Annotated in this window: 16 protein-coding genes, 2 tRNA genes and 1 pseudogene; 7 read left to right on the forward strand and 12 right to left on the reverse strand. The window is 43.0% G+C overall.

Going from position 1 to position 24139, the window contains the following annotated elements:
• Positions 1 to 40: 40 nt before the first annotated feature.
• The 7 genes from mraY to ABZP31_RS13655 form a co-directional block, all read right to left on the reverse strand.
• A complete protein-coding gene (gene mraY / locus ABZP31_RS13625; RefSeq protein WP_005018035.1) occupies positions 41 to 1159 on the reverse strand; it encodes a phospho-N-acetylmuramoyl-pentapeptide-transferase in 1119 nt (372 codons plus the stop codon).
• Positions 1159 to 2565 (reverse strand): UDP-N-acetylmuramoyl-tripeptide--D-alanyl-D-alanine ligase, encoded by a 1407-nt coding sequence (gene murF / locus ABZP31_RS13630; protein ID WP_005405254.1) that lies wholly within the window; start codon positions 2563 to 2565, stop codon positions 1159 to 1161. The genes mraY and murF overlap by 1 nt, the downstream gene beginning before the upstream one ends.
• A gap of 8 nt (positions 2566 to 2573) precedes the next feature.
• Entirely contained in the window at positions 2574 to 4073 is a 1500-nt protein-coding gene (locus tag ABZP31_RS13635) for a UDP-N-acetylmuramoyl-L-alanyl-D-glutamate--2,6-diaminopimelate ligase (RefSeq protein WP_248133748.1), read from the reverse strand.
• Positions 4074 to 4085: 12 nt separating this feature from the next.
• Positions 4086 to 5909 carry a penicillin-binding protein PBP3 gene (ftsI, locus tag ABZP31_RS13640; RefSeq protein ID WP_005407254.1) on the reverse strand — a complete coding sequence of 608 codons (1824 nt, stop codon included), beginning with the start codon at positions 5907 to 5909 and terminating at the stop codon, positions 4086 to 4088.
• 10 nt (positions 5910 to 5919) lie between these two features.
• Positions 5920 to 6267 (reverse strand): cell division protein FtsL, encoded by a 348-nt coding sequence (gene ftsL, locus ABZP31_RS13645; RefSeq protein ID WP_075040515.1) that lies wholly within the window; start codon positions 6265 to 6267, stop codon positions 5920 to 5922.
• 11 nt (positions 6268 to 6278) lie between these two features.
• A complete protein-coding gene (gene rsmH, locus ABZP31_RS13650; protein ID WP_005018024.1) occupies positions 6279 to 7190 on the reverse strand; it encodes a 16S rRNA (cytosine(1402)-N(4))-methyltransferase RsmH in 912 nt (303 codons plus the stop codon).
• A 201-nt stretch (positions 7191 to 7391) separates the two neighbouring features.
• Positions 7392 to 8372: a sulfate ABC transporter substrate-binding protein gene (locus ABZP31_RS13655; RefSeq protein WP_005405257.1), complete on the reverse strand. Its 981-nt coding sequence runs from the start codon at positions 8370 to 8372 to the stop codon at positions 7392 to 7394.
• A gap of 491 nt (positions 8373 to 8863) precedes the next feature.
• Here ABZP31_RS13655 and ABZP31_RS13660 point away from each other — a divergent pair, with 491 nt between their 5' ends.
• The 5 genes from ABZP31_RS13660 (at position 8864) to ABZP31_RS13680 (ending at position 11516) form a co-directional block, all read left to right on the forward strand.
• On the forward strand, positions 8864 to 9205 hold the full coding sequence (locus ABZP31_RS13660) for a hypothetical protein (RefSeq protein ID WP_005018018.1): 342 nt from the start codon (positions 8864 to 8866) through the stop codon (positions 9203 to 9205).
• Positions 9206 to 9318: 113 nt separating this feature from the next.
• Positions 9319 to 10830: a glutamate--tRNA ligase gene (gene gltX / locus ABZP31_RS13665; RefSeq protein WP_005405258.1), complete on the forward strand. Its 1512-nt coding sequence runs from the start codon at positions 9319 to 9321 to the stop codon at positions 10828 to 10830.
• 56 nt (positions 10831 to 10886) lie between these two features.
• Positions 10887 to 10962 (forward strand) — tRNA-Ala (locus tag ABZP31_RS13670).
• Positions 10963 to 10995: 33 nt separating this feature from the next.
• Positions 10996 to 11071 (forward strand) — tRNA-Glu (locus tag ABZP31_RS13675).
• 106 nt (positions 11072 to 11177) lie between these two features.
• On the forward strand, positions 11178 to 11516 hold the full coding sequence (locus ABZP31_RS13680; RefSeq protein ID WP_005024185.1) for a hypothetical protein: 339 nt from the start codon (positions 11178 to 11180) through the stop codon (positions 11514 to 11516).
• A 13-nt stretch (positions 11517 to 11529) separates the two neighbouring features.
• Here the strand turns inward: ABZP31_RS13680 and ABZP31_RS13685 are convergent, their stop codons facing one another.
• Both ABZP31_RS13685 and ettA read right to left on the reverse strand, forming a co-directional pair.
• Entirely contained in the window at positions 11530 to 12456 is a 927-nt protein-coding gene (locus ABZP31_RS13685) for a cation diffusion facilitator family transporter (protein ID WP_005018011.1), read from the reverse strand.
• Positions 12457 to 12688: 232 nt separating this feature from the next.
• On the reverse strand, positions 12689 to 14350 hold the full coding sequence (ettA, locus tag ABZP31_RS13690; RefSeq protein ID WP_005018007.1) for an energy-dependent translational throttle protein EttA: 1662 nt from the start codon (positions 14348 to 14350) through the stop codon (positions 12689 to 12691).
• Between the two features lie 284 nt (positions 14351 to 14634).
• Between ettA and ABZP31_RS13695 the strand changes: the two genes are divergently transcribed.
• Together ABZP31_RS13695 and ABZP31_RS13700 are read left to right on the forward strand one after the other, a co-directional pair.
• Positions 14635 to 15912: an aminotransferase class I/II-fold pyridoxal phosphate-dependent enzyme gene (locus tag ABZP31_RS13695; RefSeq protein ID WP_105919102.1), complete on the forward strand. Its 1278-nt coding sequence runs from the start codon at positions 14635 to 14637 to the stop codon at positions 15910 to 15912.
• Between the two features lie 410 nt (positions 15913 to 16322).
• Positions 16323 to 17210: an SDR family NAD(P)-dependent oxidoreductase gene (locus ABZP31_RS13700; RefSeq protein WP_005407184.1), complete on the forward strand. Its 888-nt coding sequence runs from the start codon at positions 16323 to 16325 to the stop codon at positions 17208 to 17210.
• A gap of 58 nt (positions 17211 to 17268) precedes the next feature.
• Here the strand turns inward: ABZP31_RS13700 and ABZP31_RS13705 are convergent, their stop codons facing one another.
• The 3 genes and pseudogenes from ABZP31_RS13705 to ABZP31_RS13715 form a co-directional block, all read right to left on the reverse strand.
• Positions 17269 to 19455, reverse strand: a complete 2187-nt coding sequence (locus ABZP31_RS13705) for a SulP family inorganic anion transporter (RefSeq protein ID WP_367156829.1) — start codon at positions 19453 to 19455, stop codon at positions 17269 to 17271.
• Positions 19456 to 19674: 219 nt separating this feature from the next.
• Positions 19675 to 21651, reverse strand: a pseudogene (locus ABZP31_RS13710) (DUF2075 domain-containing protein).
• Between the two features lie 84 nt (positions 21652 to 21735).
• Positions 21736 to 24093 carry a Tex family protein gene (locus ABZP31_RS13715; protein ID WP_005017993.1) on the reverse strand — a complete coding sequence of 786 codons (2358 nt, stop codon included), beginning with the start codon at positions 24091 to 24093 and terminating at the stop codon, positions 21736 to 21738.
• Between the last annotated feature and the right edge of the window lie 46 nt (positions 24094 to 24139).

A 24139-nucleotide genomic window follows, 5' to 3' on the forward strand; every position in this document is an offset into this window, starting at 1 on the left:
GCAGTTATTAGCAAATGCCGGCTTTTATAAAAAGATTTGCTTAACGTAATTTTAAGGTCATTAGTCCCAAAACCACTAGCATAATTGTAATAATCCAGAAGCGGATTACTACTTGGGTTTCTTTCCAGCCCTGCTTTTCATAATGATGATGCAATGGTGCCATCAGAAAAACTCGTTTGTTACGCATACGTAGCGAGCCAATTTGCAGGAAGACGGAAATTGCTTCCATGACAAATACACCGCCCATAATTGCAAAAACAATCTCCTGACGAACCATGACCGCAATTGTACCGAGCATTGCTCCCAGTGCCAGAGCACCCACATCTCCCATAAACACCTGAGCAGGATGAGCGTTGTACCAGAGGAAAGCCAGACCGGCACCAATCATGGCCGAACAGATAACTACCAGTTCAGAAGAATATTTTACATAAGGAATATGCAGATAATCAGCAAAGCGTACATCACCTGCCAGATAGGCAAATACACCTAGTCCTGCAGCAACCAGTACAATAGGCATAATTGCCAAACCATCCAGACCATCAGTCAGATTAACCGCATTTGAAGCACCATTAATAACCAGATAGGTAAAGACAATAAAGGCGATACCGAATGGGATAACGGATAATGGAATCGTCAGATTTTTAAAAAATGGAATAAGCAGATCCAGCATGTTAGCTGTCTGTACGGCACTAGGTTGCTGGGTTGCAATATAATACAGTGCAATACCGGCACCTAAAGAGGCAATAGATGTCCAGAAGAATTTCTTGCGCGCAGGTAGTCCGGCATTATCTTTATAACGGATTTTGATCCAGTCATCTGCCCAGCCTACTGCACCAAAAATTACCATCACGCCCAGTACAATCCAGACATAAGGATTAGATAAATCTGCCCAGAGTAGTGTTGAAATACCAATCGATAATAGAATCAACACCCCACCCATAGTAGGTGTACCCATTTTTTTCGCATGATTTTCAGGAGCAAAAGAGCTGACTGCTTGACCATATTTAAGTGCCTGTAACTTGCGAATCATGACTGGTCCCAGAATGAGACCAATACTGAGGGCCGTCAGGACACTCAATAGAGAGCGAAATGTTAAATAACGAACCACCTGAAACGAACTATGATAGCCCGCAAGCTGTTCAAACAACCATAACAGCATTAAATTTTCTCCATCAAATCAGCCATCAACGTCTCCATATGGGTATAACGAGAACCTTTAAACAGGAAACTCATAGACTGTGGTTGATGTGTTTCGACCAGACTCATTAGAAAAGGAAGTGCTTGGGCCTGAGTCAGAAAGGCCTGCATTTTTTTCCCGTACCGGGTGCTACGGGCACCTTCAAGTGCAGCGGGTGCAAACTCGCCAATTGTTACTACAAAATTGATATCCTGGCTCACCAGATCACGCCCCAGACGGTAATGCTCAACAGCTGCAGCATCACCCAGCTCGCCAATATCGCCAGTGACCATTACTTTGATACCGGATTGCTGTGCCAGAACCTCTCCGGCGGCCCGCATCGATGTAGGATTGGCATTATAAGTATCATCAATAAACAAATGCTGTTTATGGCTAATAAAATTTAATCGCCCTTTAGCCCCTTGTGCCAGCTCGAGACCGATGACTATATCGTCCAGAGAAATACCAATCGCAAGCGCGAAAGCTGTAGCTGCAGTTGCATTCTGTACATTATGTAAACCCGCAAAAGGCAGATTAACTTCACGCACGCCCTGTGGTGTATGTAGCATGAATTGGGCAGACTGAGCCAATAGCGTCATTTCTGTTGCATATATATCGCCGCCTTCACCAAAACTCAGGACTCGCGTTGTCTGAACAGCATGACGGATAGCGTCAGTAAAATCATCAGCCGCTGGAATAACTGAGGTTCCATCTTTTGCTATATGAGCATAGATTTCCGATTTAGCCCGACAAATACCTTCACGACCTCCAAATTCACCTAAATGTGCAGTACCAACATTAATGATACCTGCCACCTGTGGCTGAACCAGCTGTGAAGTATAATCAATTTCACCCTGATGACTGGCGCCCAGTTCCATCACTGCATATTGATGTTCAGCTGTAAGCTCGAGCAACATCATAGGCACGCCCAAGTCGTTGTTCAGATTGCCTCTTGTGACCAAGGTAGGTGCAAGACGGGACAAAATACTGCCCAGCATTTCTTTAGTAGTCGTTTTACCACTACTCCCCGTCAGCGCAATTACTTTAAGCTGTGGATTCTGCTGACGACGATAGGCTCCAAGCCTTCCTAGTGCCTGCCGTGTATCTGTAACAACCAGCTGCATCATGTCAAGGTCAAGAGGACGCTCAACAATTGCAACCTGACAGCCCTTATCTAAAACTTGAGCCACAAAATCATGTGCATCGAAACGCTCACCTTTTAAGGCAAGAAAAGCATCTCCAGCTTCTGCCTGCCGTGAATCCGTCAGAATCCGCTTGATTGGCTGCTCAGGGCAACGTTCCTGATACCAGTAGCCTTGTGTTGCTTCCATTAATTGTTGGGCTGTCCAGGGCTCCAAAGACCCGGTACTTGTTGTAGAGGTATGCATAAGTTTTCCTAGTCAGCAGAATAGGCTTGAGATAAATTGCAGTGTTGGGCTTCAAGTGCGGACTGCACTTCGACCACGTCATCAAACCAGTGACGAACGCCATCAATTTCCTGATAGTTTTCATGACCCTTTCCGGCAATGACTACAATATCGCCAGCTTGTGCCTGTTGCACTGCATATTTGATTGCTTCACGCCGGTCGCGAATTTCCTGCACATGATGATTACCAAAATCAACCTCATGTTTCATATCAGTAAAAATCTGTTCAGGACTTTCTGTTCGCGGGTTATCTGAAGTGAGAATCACCGGGTCAGCATCATTAAGAGCTGCCTGAGTCATCAACGGACGTTTGCCACGGTCGCGATCACCACCACAACCGAATATGGCCCAAAGCTGATGCTGGACATGGCGTTTCAAGGTAACCAGAACCTGTGTTAAAGCATCAGGTGTATGAGCATAATCCACTACAAATAAACGCTCTGCATCACGGATCACCTGCATGCGGCCTGGAGCTCCCTTGAGCTGAGGTACAGTTGCTAAAATATCACTCAGTTTAAAACCGGCCTGCTCTACTGCAATCAGACTGGCCACCAGGTTTTCAACATTAAATTGACCTAAAAGCGGACTCTGTACCACATATTCACCTGTTGGGGCGATCAGCTTAAACTTCGCTCCTTCAAGACTGTAGTGAATATCAGATACGCGATAATCTGCTTCTGGATGTTGTAATGAGTAGGTCAAAATCTTTGGTCGGGACGGATTGGCTTGTGCTGTTTCCAGCATTACTGGTGCATAATCATCATCCAGATTGATTACGGCACTACGCAGCGTAGCAAATTTGAACAGCAAAGCCTTGGCATTTGCATAAGCTGCCAAGGTTCCATGATAATCCAGATGGTCTCGACTCAGGTTACTATAAATAGCGATTTCAATCTCGCAGCCATTCAGACGACCCTGCTCCAGGCCATGTGAGCTAGCTTCGAGAGCAACAAAATTCGCACCCTGACAGGAAAAATCATGCAGGGCATTTTGCAGCTGTAACGCATCTAGTGTGGTATGTGTTGAAGCGACCAGATGCGGTAAAATACCATTACCAGTTGTTCCCATTACAGCACAGGGCTGCTTCTGGAAGCTGATCAGTTCTGCTATCAGCCGGGAAATAGTGGTTTTACCATTAGTCCCTGTGACAGCTAGAATTCGGGCAGAATTTACCGGCCGGGTAGCCTGTAAATACTGTTTTTGCCACCCACCCATCCATTTTCTGACCTGGGGACAAACCCATGCTGTGGTCACGCCGAGATCAGATTCGGAAATAATACCAAGAGCACCTTGGCTTAATGCATTTTCCGCAAAAATACGAGTTTTATCAGACTGACTTAAGCTATCTAAAGCGATAAAGATCTGTCCTGCCTGTACTTTACGGCTATCCAGACAAAAACCGCTAAATGGCTGATTCGCCCACTCTACGTTGGCGTTACCTGGATATATTTCATTAAATGTAATTGTCATGCATCACCTGATTTACGGTTCCTGTGGAACATCGAGCGGCTTATCTAATGGCACATTCATCAAACGGAGTGATTCCTGCATTACCCTGGCAAATACTGGCGCAGCCACCAGACCGCCATAATATTTTCCTTTCGGATTTTCTACGACCACAAAAATAGCCAGTCGTGGATCACTTACTGGTGCTACACCAGAAAACAGGGCGCGGTACTCATTACTCGAATAACCCTTACGGTCAGCTCGCAGTTTATGGGCCGTACCTGTTTTACCTGCAACACGGTAACCGGGAATATTAGCCTGACGTGCAGTTCCTCCAGGTAATGTTACCTGTTCCATCATCAGGAGTACCTGATCAGCGATTTTAGGTTCAAGAAGCTGCTCGCCTTTAGGCGGTTCATCCAGCTTATAAAGGCTAAGAGGCATTTTTACACCATGATTTGCCAGCATGGCATAGGCCTGTACCATTTGCAGTACAGTGGCATTAATACCGTAACCATAAGACATAGTGGCTACTTCTGAAACATTCCATTTACTTGGTGGTAAAATCAGGCCTGTACTCTCACCCGGGAACTTCACAGCTGAACGTTGCCCGAAACCAATTCGCTTAAAAAATGTCGGAAGAGTTGAATAGGGTAAAGATAAAGCCATCTTCGCCACACCAACGTTTGATGACTTGATAATTACACCAGTTACACTAAGCTGGCCATAACTATGCGTATCACGAATAGTATGGTTACCGACCCGCATTGAGCCTGAGCCTAAATTAATAATGGTATTTGGTGTATATTTACCACTTTCTAGCGCCGCAGCCACACTTAATGGCTTCATGGTAGAACCCGGTTCAAACATATCGATTGCACCGCGGTTTCGCATGGCATCTTTATTGGCCAGTCCATTTTTATCATTCGGGTTATAAGAGGGCCAACTGGTCATGGCCAGAATCTCACCGGTTTTAACATCTACTGCAATAGCACTGGCCGAGCGGGCATTGTTGGCGATACCTGCAGCTGTAAGTTCACGATAAAGAATATATTGCAAACGTGAGTCAATACTGAGTGTAATATTTTCACCCGGTTCAACTTCTTTAATAACCTCGGTTACCTTCAACCGGTTACCGCGTTTATCACGGATAACTTTCTGCTCACCATCAACACCAGCCAGCCGTTTGTTAAGCTGCATTTCCAGGCCTTCAATACCAGTCCCTTCACTATTGGTCAAACCAATAATCTGAGCATTTGGCTGTGGCTGCGGATAATAGCGTTTATAATTTTTCTCGGCATATACCCCCTGAAAATCTCGCTTGACGATCAGGTCTGCCTGCTGTGGTGGTACTTCTTTTTTCAGAACCAGATAACGTGATCTTGGCCGCTCGTTTAATTTTCTTTTTAATTCGGCCCGATCGATACCGACTGCATCGGCCAACTCATCCAGATTAAGATTTTTATCAGGTAACTGACGCTTGAGTTTGCGGTTATTCGGATCTTTTTTTAACTCGGCTGTAATCTCGTCGTAGAGCTTTTTATTATCAAAATAATCACGCGGATCAATTACAATTTTCATAATTGGCGTGCTGATCGCCAGAGGTACACCATGACGGTCGCTAATGACCCCACGCATGGCTTTTAAAGACTCGGTTCTTAAAATATTGGCATTGGCCTTGTTCTGCAGAAAGTCCTTATTAATAATCTGTACGTAAAATGCACGCGCAATCAATATGACAAAACACAGTAATACCACGCCCCACATTAAATAGAAGCGCCACATATCAAAGGCAAGAGTAGGTTTTTCCGAAATTGACTGCTGTTTTCTTCGTGTTTGCTTAATTCGCTTGTCTACCATACAGCATGCCTTATTTTTTTTGCTCAGAAGTCATAGGTAAGGAAATCACCACAGTTTGTGAAGCCGGCGGAGAATACATACGCAACTGGGTTACTGCCCGGGTTCCAATCTGGGCAGTGGCGCCAAAAGTCTGTTGTTCAATCAGCAGGCGTCCCCATTCTGCGTTCAGGTCATCCCTTTCACGCATATAGGAACTCAGATCTCGGTAATCATGACGATATTGAAAAACCTGAAAAACCACCATGACCGCACTCATAAAAACCAGCAGTACCAGAACTGTGTAAACCACAATTTTCTTGAGAGCCGGTTTCTGCAAGAAAGGTTGTTCAGCTTTTTCTTCAACAACTTTTTTTTTCATTGTGCGCCTTACTATGCTAAGCGTTCTGCTACTCTTAACCAAGCACTACGTGAGCGTGGGTTTTCTTTAACTTCGGCATCACTGGCTTTAATACGTGAAATTTTCTTCAGACGGCGAGTGTCCTGCTGTATTTGCGGCATTCCCCAGCCTGAATCTTCGGCCAAACTTGATTCTTTTTGTATAAACTGTTTGATCAGACGATCTTCCAGTGAATGGAAACTGATTACCGCCAAGCGTCCATGTGGTTTAAGAATATCGACTGCCTGTGGTAGAAACAGCTCAATATCCTCTAATTCTTTATTGATGGCAATACGAATAGCCTGAAAGGTACGCGTAGCAGGATGCTTATGTTTTTCCCATTTTGGATGGGCAGCTTTCACGAGTTCAGCCAGCTGGCCAGTGGTTGCAATGTAGCCTGCCTGTTTAATTGCGCGGGCTAGGCGGCGACTGTAACGCTCTTCCCCATACTGATAAATAATATTGGCTAATGCCTCTTCTTCAATATTGACCAGCCACTCTGCTGCGGTTTGGCCTTGGGAATTATCCATACGCATATCTAAAGGTCCGTCTTGCATAAAGCTAAAACCGCGTTCAGCCTGGTCAAGTTGTGGCGATGAAACCCCCAAATCTGCCATGATCCCATCAACTTCAGTTATACCAATTTTTTCAAGCTCCTGTTTAAGGTCAGCAAAACTGGCATGAATAATTTTAAAGCGAGCGTCCTGCTGCTCGAGCTCGGCAGCAACAGCCAAAGCCTGAGGATCTTTATCGAAGGCATAAACCTGAGCATCTGTATTGAGCTGAGCCAGTAATTCACGGCTATGGCCACCTCGGCCGAAGGTTGCGTCTACATAAATTCCTGTATTGCGCTCTGCCAGTACGGCAGCAACAGTTTCATGGAGTAATACAGAAATATGCGACATAAGATCGGTTCAGACAGCTAAAAATTTAACTGCACATTATTACCCTGTTTTTATAAAGCTCCAAATGGCTTTTTGTAGGGAAATATTATTTTCTATAGAGAAAACCGTTTTGCCGATCTTTTTTAAAGCATCATTAAAAAGCCCTGACAGAATTATTCTGCTACAGGGCTTTTCCAGAGGAACTACTTGAACGACGAATGGTTAGCGACGATCATTATAAATCTGGTCAAATGTTGCTCCATTTACAAAATGGGTTTGCTGTGCCTTGCTCCATCCCCCGAATACTTCATCAATGGTGAAAGTTTTCAGCTTGGGAAATTGAGCAGCATATTTCGCCATAACTTTCTGGTTACGTGGCCGATAATAGTATTTTGCTGCCATTTCCTGGCCCAAAGGAGAATACAAATAATTAATATAGCCGGTAGCCAGCCATTTATTACCATTTTTTTCAACTGTCTTGTCAACAATTGCAACCGATGGTTCTGTTAAAATTGAAATTGATGGATAAACAATATCATATTTATCAGGGCCTAAAGTTTTAAGCGTGACTAGAGCTTCATTTTCCCAGGTTAGCAGTACATCACCCATGCCACGTTCGGCGAATGTCGTCATAGAGGCACGTGCAGCAGAGTCCATCACCTTGACATTCTTATACATGCTTTTAACAAACTCTCGTGCTTTAGCATCATTACCACCCGGCTGTTTCAGTGCATAGCCCCAGGCCGACAGATAAATCCAGCGTGGCAAGCCGCCTGTTTTAGGGTTAGGTGTAATAATCTGCACACCCGGTCTGGTTAGATCTTTCCAGTCCTGAATTTTTTTCGGATTACCTTTACGTACCATAAAAACGATGGTTGAAGTATAGGGTGCAGAATTATAAGGAAATTCTTTTTGCCAGCCTGCTTTAATCTGGCCAGATTTTACGATCTCATTAATGTCATTTGCCAAGGCTAAAGTCACTACATCACCTTTTAAACCATCAACTACTGAGCGTGCCTGTTTACCTGAACCGCCATGTGACTGTTTAAATTCAACTGTTTGACCAGTACGGCTTTTCCAGTAAGCACCATATGACTTATTGAAATCATCATAAAATTCACGTGTCGCATCATATGAGACATTCAAAAATTGACGGTCAGCAGCTTGTGTAACTGAACCACATAGTATTAAGGTGGCTAACATGCCACCTTTTAAACCCCATTGGAAATGCTTTCTCATTTACTTCTCTAGGTCACTTGATAAACAATTTGCAATATACTGAAAATTTTTATAAAACAACAACTCATTATACAGTTGAGTATTGCATTCCCTTCAATTGATTAAGTTCTACAGTCCTTGATTTTTCTATAACGTTGTTTTAGGCACAGTTATCAGGTTTTCTCTAACCGAAACTCTCATCTTTCATTTAGCTTCTAGTACAGTCAAAAAATCCAAGTATCTTGAGCACTCTTAAGTTTCCTATTTTCTCTTCACCTTCTCTACACATTTATCTGTTAAAACTACACTTCCAATACAGCTTAGGGTTTATTGTAATTTTTTAACTAGAGTTAGTTTAAAATTTTGTAATGAATTGTGAGTCTATACTGTAACTGTTAAGACAAAGCTGTTTTAATTCATGCGATTTTCGGCAAACTTTATAAAAATTAGCCGATTTATAGGGGGACTCTTCTTACATGAACATGAATTTATTTAAGATTTTTTACTTAAGTTTGAGTATGCTTACACTCAGTCAGATGGGGCATAGCGCAGTTATTGTACAAGGCAACAGTCTTAAAAATCAGGATTTATCTAAAATACCTGGTTCTACCCATGCTCCTGCTAAAACAGGCTCTCTTATTGAAAAAGCTTTAAACCAGCGCCAATCTGAGAAAACTACGCCTTCAGTTGACAGATCCGAGCTGGATTTAAAAATGTTGACTTCTATGCGTGCTGCTCCTACCCAGAATTTTCTGGCGGCACAGAACCAGCGCTTCAGCCGTCTGGTACAGATTATTTTTCCACAGCAAACCTCTTAATTTTATAATTTTCATAGTCTTTTCTAGCCTGACCTGCCTGCGGTGAATTAACCCTTAAGCTGTCAGGCTTTTTCGTTATAATAGTCTTAATCTGTTATTGAAAATTAAGAGTTATGAACGTCCGCACCCGTATTGCTCCTTCTCCAACTGGCTTTCCCCATGTTGGTACTGCTTATATCGCCCTGTTCAATATGTGCTTTGCCAAGCAGCATGGAGGCGAATTTATATTGCGTATTGAAGATACCGATCAGCTGCGTTCAACCCCTGAATCAGAAAAAATGATTCTGGACTCATTAAAATGGTTGGGACTGAACTGGTCAGAAGGACCAGATATCGGTGGCCCACATGCACCATATCGCCAGTCCGAGCGTATGCATATCTATAAACAGTATGCATTAGAACTGGTTGAAAAAGGTCATGCTTTTTATTGCTTTGCAACTCCAGAAGAACTCGACCAGATGCGTGCCGAACAGCAGGCCCGTGGTGAAAGTCCACGCTATGACGGCCGGGGTCTGCAGCTCTCTCATGAAGAAGTTGAATGCCGTCTGGCAGCTGGTGAACCTCATGTTATTCGCATGAAAGTACCTGCTGAAGGCGTATGTAAATTTAATGACATGCTGCGTGGTGAAGTTGAGATACCTTGGGCTCAGGTAGACATGCAGATTCTGCTAAAAACTGACGGATTGCCTACTTATCATCTAGCCAACGTGGTTGATGACCATCTTATGCAAATTACGCATGTCATCCGTGGCGAAGAATGGATTCCATCGGCACCAAAACACCAGTTGCTGTACTCCTACTTTGGCTGGGATATGCCAACAATCTGTCATATGCCACTACTACGTAATCCGGATAAGTCCAAGTTATCTAAACGGAAGAACCCAACATCAATCAATTATTACCGTGATATTGGTGTATTGCCAGAGGCCCTACTAAACTATCTGGGTCGTATGGGTTGGTCTATGCCAGATGAAAGTGAAAAGTTTACGCTGGCAGAAATGATCGAACACTTTGACATTAAACGTGTATCACTAGGCGGCCCGATTTTTGATGTTGAAAAGCTTAACTGGTTAAATGGTCAGTGGATTAAGGCATTGTCTCCTGCAGAATTGTTAAATACCCTGCTCAACTGGAAGGCAGACCGTAATAAACTTGAAGAGATTGCTGCAGCCATCCAGCCGCGAATCAATCTGCTTTCTGATGCAGTAAACTGGGCGGGCTTTTACTTCAATCAGTTCCCGAATATTTCCAAAGAACAGTTTGAAAGTAAAAAACTGACTGAGGAGCAGGTTCGTCAAAGCCTGCAATTTGCCATCTGGCGGCTGGAAAGTCTATTTACCTGGAATAATGATACGGTCAGCCAGACTCTAATGGATCTGTCTAACCAAATGGGCATCAAGCTACGTGATTTCATGCCTGCTTTTTTTATTGCGATTGCCGGTTCAACCTCATCCACGCCTGTCATGCAATCTATGGTGACTTTAGGTCCCGACTTGACCTTTGCCCGTTTGCGTCGTGCACTAGAAATTGTGGGTGGTCCGAGCAAAAAAGAGTTAAAAGCCTGGGAAAAACTTAATGAAAGCCTGAAATTGCCGAAAAATAAAGCAGATGATCAAGACGAGTAAATATTTGTGTTGACGTATGAGCGCAATGCCCCTAATATTGCGCTCACACAAACGCTGGGGTCATAGCTCAGTTGGTAGAGCGCTACAATGGCATTGTAGAGGTCAGCGGTTCGATCCCGCTTGACTCCACCAGAAGCTGTTCTACTTTGTGTAACTGCCTCATAAGTCCCTATCGTCTAGAGGCCTAGGACATCGCCCTTTCACGGCGGTAACCGGGGTTCGAATCCCCGTAGGGACGCCAAATTCTAAAAGCCACTGACCTATTCAGTGGCTTTTTTTATGCTTACACTTTCGGCTTACCTACACTATTCGGTAAAATAGACCGCAAAAGAGTTTAGGAGTTTTCCATGCAATATCGCTGCCCGCAATGCCAGAGTCCCAAGATCATACCAGTGAGTCAAGGAACCAATACCCCCCGTCCTGTGGTTCCTAAAAGTCTGGTGTTCCTGATTCCGGCTATTTTTATTCTATTACTACTGGTGGTAATCAGTATCGGCATGTGGATCTTTGGTGATGGTGCCGGCAGTACATTGCAAATGGCGACTGTAGCTGTATTTATTATCTGCCTTATAGCCGGATTCCTGTTCTGGCGCGATTTGCCAGACTTTAAACTGTCCATGCAGGCATTTATGCAATCCCAGAAACAATGGAAGTGTCGTGAATGTGGCCATGAGTGGCAGATTTAAACCCTAAAATAACTTAGTGACTGTGTTCATGATCATTCTGATGGTCATGAGCAAGTGTCTGACATGGGTCCTCCTCAATCTGTAACGTCACCTCGGTAATACCATGCTCATGGGTCAACATTTCGAGAGCATTTTGATAAAGTTGGTTCCGGTTTGCATGTGGTGCATACAAATGCACAGTTAGATGCACATTTTTAGAAGTAATAGCCCAGACTTTAAGCTGATGAATGCTCTCGACACCATCGAGTTCCAAGAGGTCATTACGCAGCTTTTCAATATCGATCTCTTCAGGTACGCCTTCAAGTAGAATATTGATACTCTGTTTCAGCAATATCCAGGTCCGTGGTAATACCCAGAAACCAATTAGCACTGCGATTAGGGTATCTACCCACATCCAGCCAGTAAAATAAATAATTAAGGCGCCAACAATAACACCAACTGAACCCAAGGCATCACTCAGAACCTCAAGATAAGCCCCTTTCACATTCAGGCTGTCTTTCGAACTCGAAAACAGAATGCGCATGGAAATCAGATTGATCACTAGACCAATAATTGCCACGGAGAGCATGCCAAGGCTCTGAATCTCGGGGGGCTGGCTAAGACGCTGGTAGGCTTCATATAAAATATAGATAGCCACCACAAACAACATACAGGCGTTGAAAAGTGCTGCCAGAATTTCAAAGCGTTGATAGCCAAAGGTACGCTTATCATCAGCGGGACGTTTAGCAATTTTAATGGCAACCAATGCAATAGCTAACGCTGCGGCATCGGTAAACATATGCGCAGCATCTGATAACAGAGCCAAACTTTGGGTTATAAAGCCGGCAACTATTTCAATAATTAAAAAGATCGTGGTTAGTGCCAAAGCAAAACCAAGCTTTTTGGCATTACCTTCAGTGACGACTGCATGACTGTGATCGTGCCCATGATGCGCGCCCATTAACAGTCTCCTCGGTTCTTAGTGGATTACTTTACAGCTCTTATCCTCTAAGGTAACAGTATGCTACTGGGATATCCAGTTCACTTCTGACAGTAGAACGATGTTTAATTTACCAATTTGAAAACCACAGTAACTAATTGTTACTACAGTTTTTTCTATTGGTATAGTCTGAGATGCCAAAATCCTAAAAACAAAAAAACCAGCCCTCAGGCTGGTTTTTCAGTTGTGGCTATTATCCACTAATTTTTTTATATTTGGCGCGTTTGGTTACAGCCGCATCGCCTAGGCGTGACTGACGATATGCTTCATATTCAGCATAGTTACCCGTGTAAAATTCAGGCTGCTCATTTTCAAACGACAAAATATGCGTTGCAATACGGTCCAGGAACCAGCGGTCATGCGATACCACCATAACTGTACCCGGAAAGACCAAAATTGCATCTTCAAGTGCACGCAAAGTTTCAATATCAAGATCGTTTGAAGGTTCATCGAGCAGGATTACATTAGCACCCTGCTGCAAGATTTTTGCCAGCTGCAAGCGGTTTCGCTCACCACCAGAAAGTTCACCTACACGTTTCTGCTGGTCTTGGCCTTTAAAGTTAAAACGGCCAATATAGGCGCGAGACGCAATTTCGTAATCACCTACTTTCAAGATATCCAGACCGCCAGAAACCTCTTCCCATACGGTTTTGTTATTATCCAAGGTGTCACGAATCTGGCCAACATAGGCCACTTTAACTGAATCACCCAGAGTAACTGTTCCGGTATCTGGCTGCTGTTCCCCAGTCATCATACGGAATAGTGTGGTTTTACCCGCACCGTTTGGACCAACAATACCAACAATTGCTGTTGGTGGTACAGAGAAGGTCAGGTTTTCATAAAGCAGACGTCCATCAAAGGATTTACTGATGCCTTCAACTTCTACTACCTTATTACCTAAACGTGGACCAGGTGGAATATAAATTTCAGAAGTTTCATTGCGCTGCTGGAATTCTTTAGAGTTTAACTCTTCAAAACGCTCCATACGAGCCTTGTTCTTTTTCTGCTGGCCTTTGGCATTTGAACGAACCCATTCCAGTTCTTTTTTCAAGGCTTTAGCAAAAGACTCTTCCTGTTTCTGTTCCTGCTCTAGACGGGCATTTTTCTGTTCCAGCCAAGACGTGTAATTGCCCTGGTAAGGAATACCATGTCCGCGGTCAAGTTCCAGAATCCACTCAGCAACGTTATCAAGGAAATAACGGTCGTGCGTAATAGCAACAATGGTACCAGGAAAGTCTTTTAGGAACCGTTCTAGCCAAGACACAGATTCTGCATCCAGGTGGTTAGTCGGTTCGTCAAGAAGAAGCATGTCCGGTTTAGATAGAAGCAGACGGCAAAGTGCAACACGGCGGCGTTCACCCCCTGAAAGTAGAGTCACGTCAGCATCCCAAGCCGGCAAGTTTAATGCAGCAGCAGCCTGTTCCATCTGGTTATTCAGATTATGTGCATCCCAAGTCTGGATGATGGCTTCAAGTTTCTCTTGTTCTTTTGCAAGTGCATCAAAGTCAGCATCTTCTGCTGCATATTCTGCAAACACTTCATCCAGGCGGGCTAATGCATCTAACGGTTCACGCAGACCATCTTCAACATTTCCACGTACATCTTTGTTCGGATCCAGAGGTGGTTCCTGTTCCAGATAGCCGATTTTAATACCTGGTTGCGCACGTGCTTCCCCAGAGAAATCTTTATCTACGCCCGCCATGATACGGAGCAGAGTTGATTTACCTGCACCGTTAAGACCGAGCACACCAATTTTTGCACCCGGAAAAAATGACAAAGAGATGTCTTTCAGGATTTCACGCTTAGGCGGAACCATCTTCGACACACGGTTCATCGTGTAAATATATTGGGCCACGCAGGACTCCTCAATTGAAAATCAGAATATCGCAAACTGCGAAAAAATAACCAGCGTATTATACGATGAATACCATGAAAACATAAGGCGTACTCTGGGTATTCTGCGGGTTATCTCATAGCCTTTTGTGACTAAAAATTAAACTCACACCAAGATTTTGAGTTTGCTTAAACTCATCACTATACTTATGAAATAAATAGATATAGACAAAGAATAGGAAAGCTTTATTTCATATTAAAAAATGCTAGACTCGATTAGGTTTTAACCCACATCGAAGAAATAATATGACATATAAAGATGAAACTTTGGCAATTCATGCCGGTTATAGTCCTGAAGCGACGACGAAAGCCGTAGCGGTACCTATTTACCAGACCACGTCCTACTCTTTCGATAATACTCAACATGGGGCCGACCTGTTCGATTTAAAAGTCCAAGGCAATATTTATACCCGTATTATGAACCCTACAACAGCGGTTCTTGAACAGCGTATCGCAGCTCTAGAGGGTGGAATAGGTGCACTGGCACTTGCTTCGGGTATGGCGGCAATTACCTATGCGATTCAGACTATTGCCGAAGCAGGCGATAATATTGCTTCTGTTTCCACCCTATATGGTGGTACATATAATCTGTTTGCCCATACCTTGCCCAAACAGGGAATTGAAGTGCGCTTCTTCGATTATCAGAATCCAGAAGCATTACACTCTCTGATTGATGATAAAACCAGACTGGTATTTGTCGAGTCAATAGGTAATCCGCTTGGCAATATCATTGATCTGGAAGCCATCAGTAAAATTGCCCATGAATATGGTGTACCGGTGGTAGTTGACAATACGGTAGCGACACCGGTCTTGCTCAAGCCTTTTGAATTTGGTGCTGATATCGTGGTGCACTCGCTAACCAAATATATTGGAGGTCACGGTAACAGTATTGGTGGTGCGATTGTCGATAGCGGTAAATTCCCCTGGGGTAAATATCCGGACCGCTTTAAAGTGTTAAATACGCCCGACCCAAGTTATCATGGGGTTAACTATGTTGAGGCGCTTGGTGAAGCTGCTTATATTGCCCGTGCACGTGTTGTACCTTTACGTAATACTGGCGCCGCCATTAGCCCGATGAATGCTTTCCTGATTCTGCAAGGACTGGAAACCTTAAGCCTGCGCATGGAGCGCCATACCGAAAATGCTCTAAAAATTGCCGAGTATTTGAAAGCCCATCCAAAAGTCAAATGGGTAAATTATGCAGGCCTGACAGACCATCCACAGCATGCACTGGCACAAAAATATGTTCAAGGTAAACCTTCGGCTATCTTATCCTTTGGGGTACAGGATGGACTTGCTGGCGGTACCCGTTTTATTGATGCACTGCAGCTCTTTACCCGCCTGGTCAATATTGGCGATGCGAAAAGTTTGGCTTGTCATCCGGCAACCACTACCCATCGTCAGCTCAATGAACAGGAGTTGAAATCTGCAGGGGTTAGCGAGGATATGGTGCGTTTATCTATCGGCATTGAACATGCTGATGACCTGATTGCCGATCTGGAACAGGCACTTGCCGCAGTTTAAGTTATACACAAGCAGGGTCAACATACATGGCCCTGTTTATATTCCCTCAAATACCAGACAGTGTGACTAAAAAGCTTGAACTCGAATGTTTCTGATAATTAGCCCTACCTGATAGCTTTATTTTAATCTGGCATATGTTTTTACTTTCCATTTATGAACTGCTTTTTCAAAGTTTTATCTTTTCAACTATTTTAACTTGTGTTAAAACACAGTATAAACACATACCCAAATTAGAGTAATTACTCTAAATATTATTTTTAGATTCAACCACTTAACTCTGGATTTTTCCCGTCATTTCGTTAAGATAAAAACCGACTGAGCCCCTTGGCCTATCGCAGGTCATGGCTATAACATATTTAAAAAAATTATATTTATTTTGCCTCAGCAAATTTTCAGCCAGGAAGATCTACGTGAACAACAAATTAGAGAAACTTTTCGAAGATAAGGTAAATGGCAAGGTAGCACTCATCACCGGTGCTTCCAGTGGAATTGGCCTAACTACAGCCAAGAAACTTGCTCAAGCGGGTGCACATGTGCTGCTGGTTGCCCGTACTGAATCTACCTTGCAAGAAGTTCAGGCTGAAATTGAAGCAGAAGGCGGAAAAGCAACTATTTTCCCATGTGATTTAAATGATCTGGATGCTATTGATGCATGTTCCCAGAAAATTCTGGCGTCTGTAGACCATATTGATATCCTGATTAATAATGCTGGACGTTCTATTCGCCGTGCCGTCCATGAATCAATTGACCGTTTTCATGACTTTGAGCGTACCATGCAGCTGAATTATTTCGGTGCGATCCGTTTGATTCTGAATATATTGCCGCAAATGATGCAGCGTCGTGACGGACAGATCATTAATATCAGTTCAATTGGTGTGTTGGCTAATGCAACCCGTTTTTCTGCTTATGTGGCTTCTAAAGCCGCGCTAGATGCTTTTAGCCGCTGTCTGTCAGCAGAAGTGCATTCACACAAGATTGCAATCACTTCAATTTATATGCCTCTGGTGCGCACTCCCATGATTGCACCAACCAAAATTTATCGTTATGTCCCTACGCTGTCGCCTGAGCAGGCAGCTGATCTGATTGCCTATGCCATTATCAAGCGTCCGAAACGCTTGGCTACGCATCTTGGCCGTTTGGCATCCATTACTTATTCGATTGCTCCTGAAATCAACAATATGTTTATGTCAATTGGCTTTAATCTGTTTCCAAGTTCCAGCGCATCAGTGGGTAAACAGGAAAAACTTAACTGGGTTCAACGCGCTTATGCCCGTATTTTTCCAGGTGAACACTGGTAAATATAATTACTTTATCAATAAAAATGCCTCCTATTCTGGAGGCATTTTGCTAGTTTTTTTATTCCAGAAAATTGACCCGACCGGTCTGCACATCATAAATTGCTCCCACAATGGCTATTTCTCCACGTTCAAGCATCTCTTTTAAGACAGAGCTGTGGTTAACAATATACTGGATATTGTAATGAACATTCAGGGTAGTTACCTGATCAATAAAAGGCCGATTCAGCTCACGCGGCTGCATAATATCGTAAGCACTCTGAACCGAATGCATTAGCGGCCCCAAGATATACTGAATATGCGGCATTTCTTTAATGTCAGAAATACTTTTATGCTGTAACCGCAGCTGGCAGGCACTAGTTACTGCTCCGCAGTCAGTATGGCCCAGCACCACAATTACTTTTGAACCCTTAGCCTGACAGGCAAACTCAAGAGAGCCTATGACCTTCTGTCCGGCCACATTTCCTGCAATACGCAGGCTGAATAAATCCCCAATTCCGACATCGAACAGCATCTCTGTAGGAGCTCTTGAGTCCATACAGCCGAGTACGGCAGCAATCGGATGTTGACCCTGATCAGCAGTTACTCGGATCTGCCGGTAAATATCACGTTGTAAACGTTCATTTTTCACAAAACGCTCATTTCCTTCCTTAAGCAAGTTCAGTACTTGGGCAGGTGTCAGTTGCTGCTGCAAATCGCGAGTACTGATATCAATATCTAGTACTGCGTCATCCAGTTCATGATAATGCTGTTTGAATCCGATTAGTTTTAAATCAATCTTGCGTTTAATGGCAGTTTCATTCTGATAGTCCTGAATAACTTGATAAATATCTGGATCGATTGAATCGGACTGAGTCGCATCCAGAATTAACTGCTCACCTTTATGAACATGTTCGAGAGCCGAAATGAGTGCTGAACGGTTTAAAAAAGTAACCTGTGAAGGCAGTTCAATCCGTGTAACAATACCGTGCAAATGCTTTTCCTTATATACACGTACGCCCTTATTCAAATTACCGTATAGGATAAAAGCACTACTGACCAATAATCCAATTAGAATTCCAGTGAGCAGATCTGTGAGTAAAATCGCAACTAATGTAATAATAAAAGGCAAAAACTGTTTCCAGCCCTGCTGATAAAGCTTTTTAAAGAGTTTTGGATGGGTAAGTTTAAAGCCCGTTAAAATTAAAATCGCAGCTAGAGCTGATAAAGGAATCATATTCATCAATGGCACAAAAAACATCACTGCCAGTAACAGGAAAATGCCATGAATAATGGTCGAACATTTACTGCGTGCGCCAGAATTGGCATTGACGGAGCTACGTACAATTACCGACGTAATTGGCATGCCTCCAATTAAACCGGAAACAATATTGCCTGTGCCTTGTGCCCATAACTCGCGGTTCGGTGGTGATGAACGTTTTTGTGGATCAAGTTTGTCTGCCGCTTCGAGATTCAGAAGTGTTTCCAGAGAAGCGACTACCGCAAGGGTAATAGCCCCGGTGTAAATCAGTGGTTCTGCTAAATAGCTAAAATCCGGGAAAATCAGTACATCTCTTGGAGCTTCCAGTAAATTAGGTAACTGAATCAAGTTATGATTCTGAACTGCCAAAGGAGACCCCATCGACATTAAAATAAAATTTAATAGCGCGGCGGCAACCACAGCTAGCAGTGCCGATGGCAAAACCAGTTTTTTAAGAGGACTACTGTCCCAAGCCAGAATCAAAAATAGACTGAGCAGACCAATCAGTGCTGCACCTTTATCAAGGGAGCTAAAATTTGAAAAAAATGTTCCAGACCAAACTGCTGACCATGAGAAATCATTGATACCCAATAAATAAGGTAATTGAGTTGCAATCAGAATTACGCCAATTGCTGCGAGCAGCCCTAAAATAACGTTATTGGGAATAAAATTAGCAAAAAAACCTAGCTTGAATAGACCAAAGCCAATTTGAAGTAAACCGGCAAAAATAATACACAATAAAAAAGCGGCATAATTGCCGCTTAATTGATCCAGTTGTACCAGAATGACTGCCGTGAGCCCGGCTGCCGGGCCTGCCACACTGATGTGTGAGCCACTCAACACCCCGACGACAATTCCGCCTACAATCCCCGCAATAATACCGGAAATAATGGGTGCACCTGAGGCTAAAGCTATGCCTAAACACAAGGGCAATGCGACCAGAAAAACGACAAGTCCAGAGAGTATATCTTTTAAATAAAAGGGTTTTCTCAAATTTAAAACTGACATAAAACAACCGTTTGGAATAAAAATTAGAATCGACTTCGAGGTCAGATGTAACACTAACATCGATGTTTTTATAAAAAGCGAGTTGATATTGTCTGACAATCTTTCTGAATTAAAGCCTGATTATGCTACTATAATGTGTGATTTTTACACTATTTTATTTAACTTTTATCTAACTCTGCCTTATGCTTGCTAGAGTTGGATTTTTTTCATCTTACTTTTTCATTTTAAGGTTTCGAAACCGCAATCCATTAAAAATTGATAAGTAGAATTATAATATTTCGCTGGCCGGGTCCAGTCGGCCTGCTCTATTTCAGGCACATAAATTACCATGCCTTGTCGCGCGCGAGTCAATAAAACCCGATATGCATTTAGCAAGTATTTTTGCTTGACTTCATTTTTAATTTTCTGCCATGTACTACCCTTGAAAGCCTGATACTTCCACTCCTGATCAAAATAAAAATTAATATCCCAAGCAATACAGGTATAGTCAATTTCCAGACCCTGTATATCAAATTCGGTAGCGACCTCTTCTAGGTAATATGAAGAGCGTACATCTGTATCTAGATTCAGAAACCAATGTCCAGGAGTAATTTTACTTTTAATATCTATTCCATCTGCTCTTAAACGCTTTGCTCCAGAGCTTGCTACAATGCCGTAACGCTCCGATCCTTTTGCCCTGGTTTTTAACCATTGTTTAGCTTACTTCAAATTTCTGCTCAATACGACAGGATAATCAGAACTGATCTCTGAATAGAGCTGTTGAGCAGCCTGAGAATTCCCATCTAAAATATATTGAATTAATTGTGATACCCGCTCACTTCTAAATGAACGTACAGAGACAGCTAAATGTAAATCCTGTTCATTAATGCCTGTAGTTTGTAGCCAGTTCCTATGTTCTGTAGAGTCCAAATAAACGCTGTCTTCTAATATCTTTTCGGAATAATAAATTTGCCAATCAGAAAACTTCTGTTTCAAGGCTTCTAACCATTCAGTAACGCCAGCTTCTCCTGTATTAATTTCTTGACCACCACCGATTAAACAGACTACAACACACCAATCTATATGCCGATTCATCACATTGATCAAAAACTCGGGTTCAGACATAGTAAAATTATCAATCCCCTTTTTGAGTTTCATAAAATTAGAAACCTGTTCTTTTTGCCAGGCCCGCTGCGCCTCATCAAAAACCACTACCTGCTCAACAGGTATTTCTGTAGAGCGTAAATAATAATCTCGGAAATGATGAATATTCTGTACAAACGCTTTTGCTGAACGCTCTGCCGCTAGACGACTTTTTGACAGGCCCTGCAATTTAAAATTTTTTACTGTATCGCGCACCAATGCTTCACGTAATACATCGACCAATGGCCCATTACCTGAAAGAAAAACAGCATGCTCTGTCTGGTCCTTTTTCAAGCGCTGATTCGCAATATTTAGACCAGCAAGCGTTTTGCCTGCACCAGGTACCCCGGTTAAAAAGCAGATCGACTTTATTTTATTTTGCTTGGAGTATTCAATGATTTCCTCAATCTTATTAGAGGTAATTTCAAGATTAATCATACCTGCATCACTACGAGAAATTTCTTGGACTTGATGGCCTTTATATAAAGCTTGTGCTGCTTCAATAATTGTCGGTGTCGGTTTGTAGGGAGCTTCCAGCCAAGATTGGGTATTAATGACTGAATTATGAGAAAATTGCTGAATAATTTCAGAAAGTATCTCTCCAAAATTTTCTGCATTACAGCATGCTGCCTCATTTAATGAGGCTATTTCCTCCCAATTCTGCCTAGTTTCTGCTGCCTGTGTAGCCACCAAAACTGGAATTACTTTCTGATTATGACTACCTGCATGAAAATTAAGTAAGTCCAAACAGTAATCAATTACTTGTATTTGTGCTGAGTGACTGTATTGCGTATCTCCTACTTTGAATTCAATGACTAAAATCAAATCTTGAATGATCAAAATATTATCTACACGTTTCCCCATACGTGGAATATGAAATTCAAAAAAGATCTCGCCTTGATCAAGTATACAAAGAGCTCTCTTTAAAATCGTAATTTGCTTAAGCCATGCACTTTTTTGTAATTCATCAAGACTGAACTCATGCTGATAAGCCAGTGAACCTAATATAGCCTCTTCATTTTCATTCCTGAATTCTAAAAAATTATTCTGGTAGTAACTTTGTGCAAGACCCATTCTTTTTAGCCAAACTTTCTTCAATTTATTTTAGATGAAAAAGAAAACCTCCCACTTGGGAGGTTTCCGTTTACTTCGCAGAGATTATTTAGATCCTTTAATACCTGCTTGCAATAATAAAGCGCCTAATCCGCCAATTTTCTGTTCCTGCGGTTTAGCTGCCTGTGGTTTCTTCCCTTGTGGGCGTTCACCTTGCGGACGGGCATGTTGAGGACGTTTACCTTGTGGCTTACGCTCCGGACGCTGCTCCTGATTTTGTTCACGACGCGGACGTGGTGATGTTTTTACCGGCGCAGCAGCACCCTCAGGTCGCATAGAAAGATTAACGCGATTACGCTCTGCATCGACCTGAATCACACGTACCTGTACGATTTGTCCCGGCTTTACAATCTTGTGCGGATCTGAAACAAATTCGTTTGCCAATTCTGAAATATGTACCAGTCCATCTTGGTGGACGCCAATATCAACAAAAGCGCCAAAGTTAGTAACATTGGTTACCACGCCTTCCAGTTGCATACCTTCAGTCAGCTGTTTTACATCAGTAATATCATCACGGAACTTGGCAGTACGGAATTCAGGGCGCGGATCACGACCCGGTTTTTCCAGTTCGGCCAATACATCCTGGATAGTAGGCAGACCAAACTTGTCATCAATAAACTGGTTAGGGTCTACCTGACGAATAATTTCACTATTTCCAATAATATCTTTTACAGTAGTGGCTTTGGCTTCAACAATTTTCTCAACCAGACCATAACTTTCCGGATGAACAGAAGATGCATCTAATGGCTGATTACCTTCTTGAATACGCAAGAAACCAGCTGCCTGTTCAAATGTACGATCGCCCAAACGGGGAACTTTTTTCAAGTCCTGACGGTTGTCAAAACGACCGTTCTCTTTACGGTATTCTACAATTTGTTGGGCAATTGCTTTATTTAAACCAGCAATATAACCTAAAATTGCAGAAGAGGCGGTATTAACGTCTACGCCCACCGCATTTACACAATCTTCAACTACCGCATCTAACGTTTTTGCAAGACCGGCCTGATTTACATCATGCTGATACTGCCCCACGCCGATTGATTTCGGATCAATTTTAACCAGCTCAGCCAGTGGGTCCTGTAATCGACGGGCAATAGATACTGCTCCACGAATAGACACATCCAGTTCAGGCAATTCCTGAGAAGCTAGCTCACTCGCTGAATAGACTGATGCACCAGCTTCACTTACAGTCACACGGGTCAGTTTTAGATCCGGGTTGGCTGCCATCATTTCAGCCACTACAGCTTCAGTCTCACGGCTGGCTGTACCATTACCAATTGCAATCAGTTCAATATTAAATTCACGGCACAAACGCGCAAGTTCGGCCACTGAACCTTCTTTATCTTCTTTTGGAGCAAACGGATAAATCGTACTATGGGCGAGTACATCACCTGACTCATTCACTACTGCCAGTTTTACGCCAGTACGTATACCCGGGTCTACGCCCAATGTACGTCGGCTACCTGCCGGTGCAGACAAGAGTAAATGACGCAGGTTTTCTGCAAAGACCTGCATAGCTTCATTTTCAGCAGCTAAACGCTTTTCGGTCAGTAATGAATGCTCAACCTGTGGACGTACTTTACCCATCCAGAACAGTTTTGCAGTCTGCTTGAGAAAATCCTGACGTGTCTGTGGCTGAATTTGATCCAGCTGATATTCAACCTCAATACGCTGAATCGCCGGATCATTTTCACCATCAACTTTAAGGCCCAGCACATTTTCCTGACGCCCGCGTAACATGGCCAGTAAACGATGCGAAGGGACTTTATTCAAATTTTCTGAAAATTCAAAATAGTCACGGAATTTTTTACCAACTTCTTTCTTCTCTTCACTTGCTACTGCACTTTTCAAAACGGCAGTTTTTGCAAAGTTGGCTTTAAGCTCAGCCGTCAGCGCAATATTCTGTGCCCACTCATCAATAATAATATGCTGAATGGCATCCAGCTGGCTTTCCAGGTCTGGGTACTCTTCATGCGAGAACCCTGCAAGTGCTTCACTCGGGTCAACCTGTTCAGCCAATATTTTCTCAGCAACCGGCCCTAACCCAGCTTCTCTTGCCTTGAAAGATTTGCTGGTCCGTTTTGGACGATAAGGTGCATAAATTTCTTCAAGAGCATTTTTGGTTTCGACGGCCTCGACCCGGGCCAGCAAGTCATCGCTTAATTTATTCTGTTCTTTCAGCGATTCGATGACTTTAGCGCGTCGCTCATTTAAATCACGTAAATAGGATAAACGCGTATCAAGCTGACGTAGCTGCGTATCGTCTAAGCCTTGTGTCACTTCTTTACGGTAACGGGCAATAAAAGGAACACTGGCACCTTCATCTATAAGCTTGATGGCAGCTTCAACCTGATCTGGACGTACGGCAAGCTCGCTTGCCAGCTGCTGAACTAAGTCAGTCATCGTGTTTGATTCCACAAGGATAAATACTAAAAGCTGTGATTATAAA

The organism is Acinetobacter sp. FL, from assembly GCF_040744925.1.
GTDB lineage: Bacteria > Pseudomonadota > Gammaproteobacteria > Pseudomonadales > Moraxellaceae > Acinetobacter > Acinetobacter radioresistens.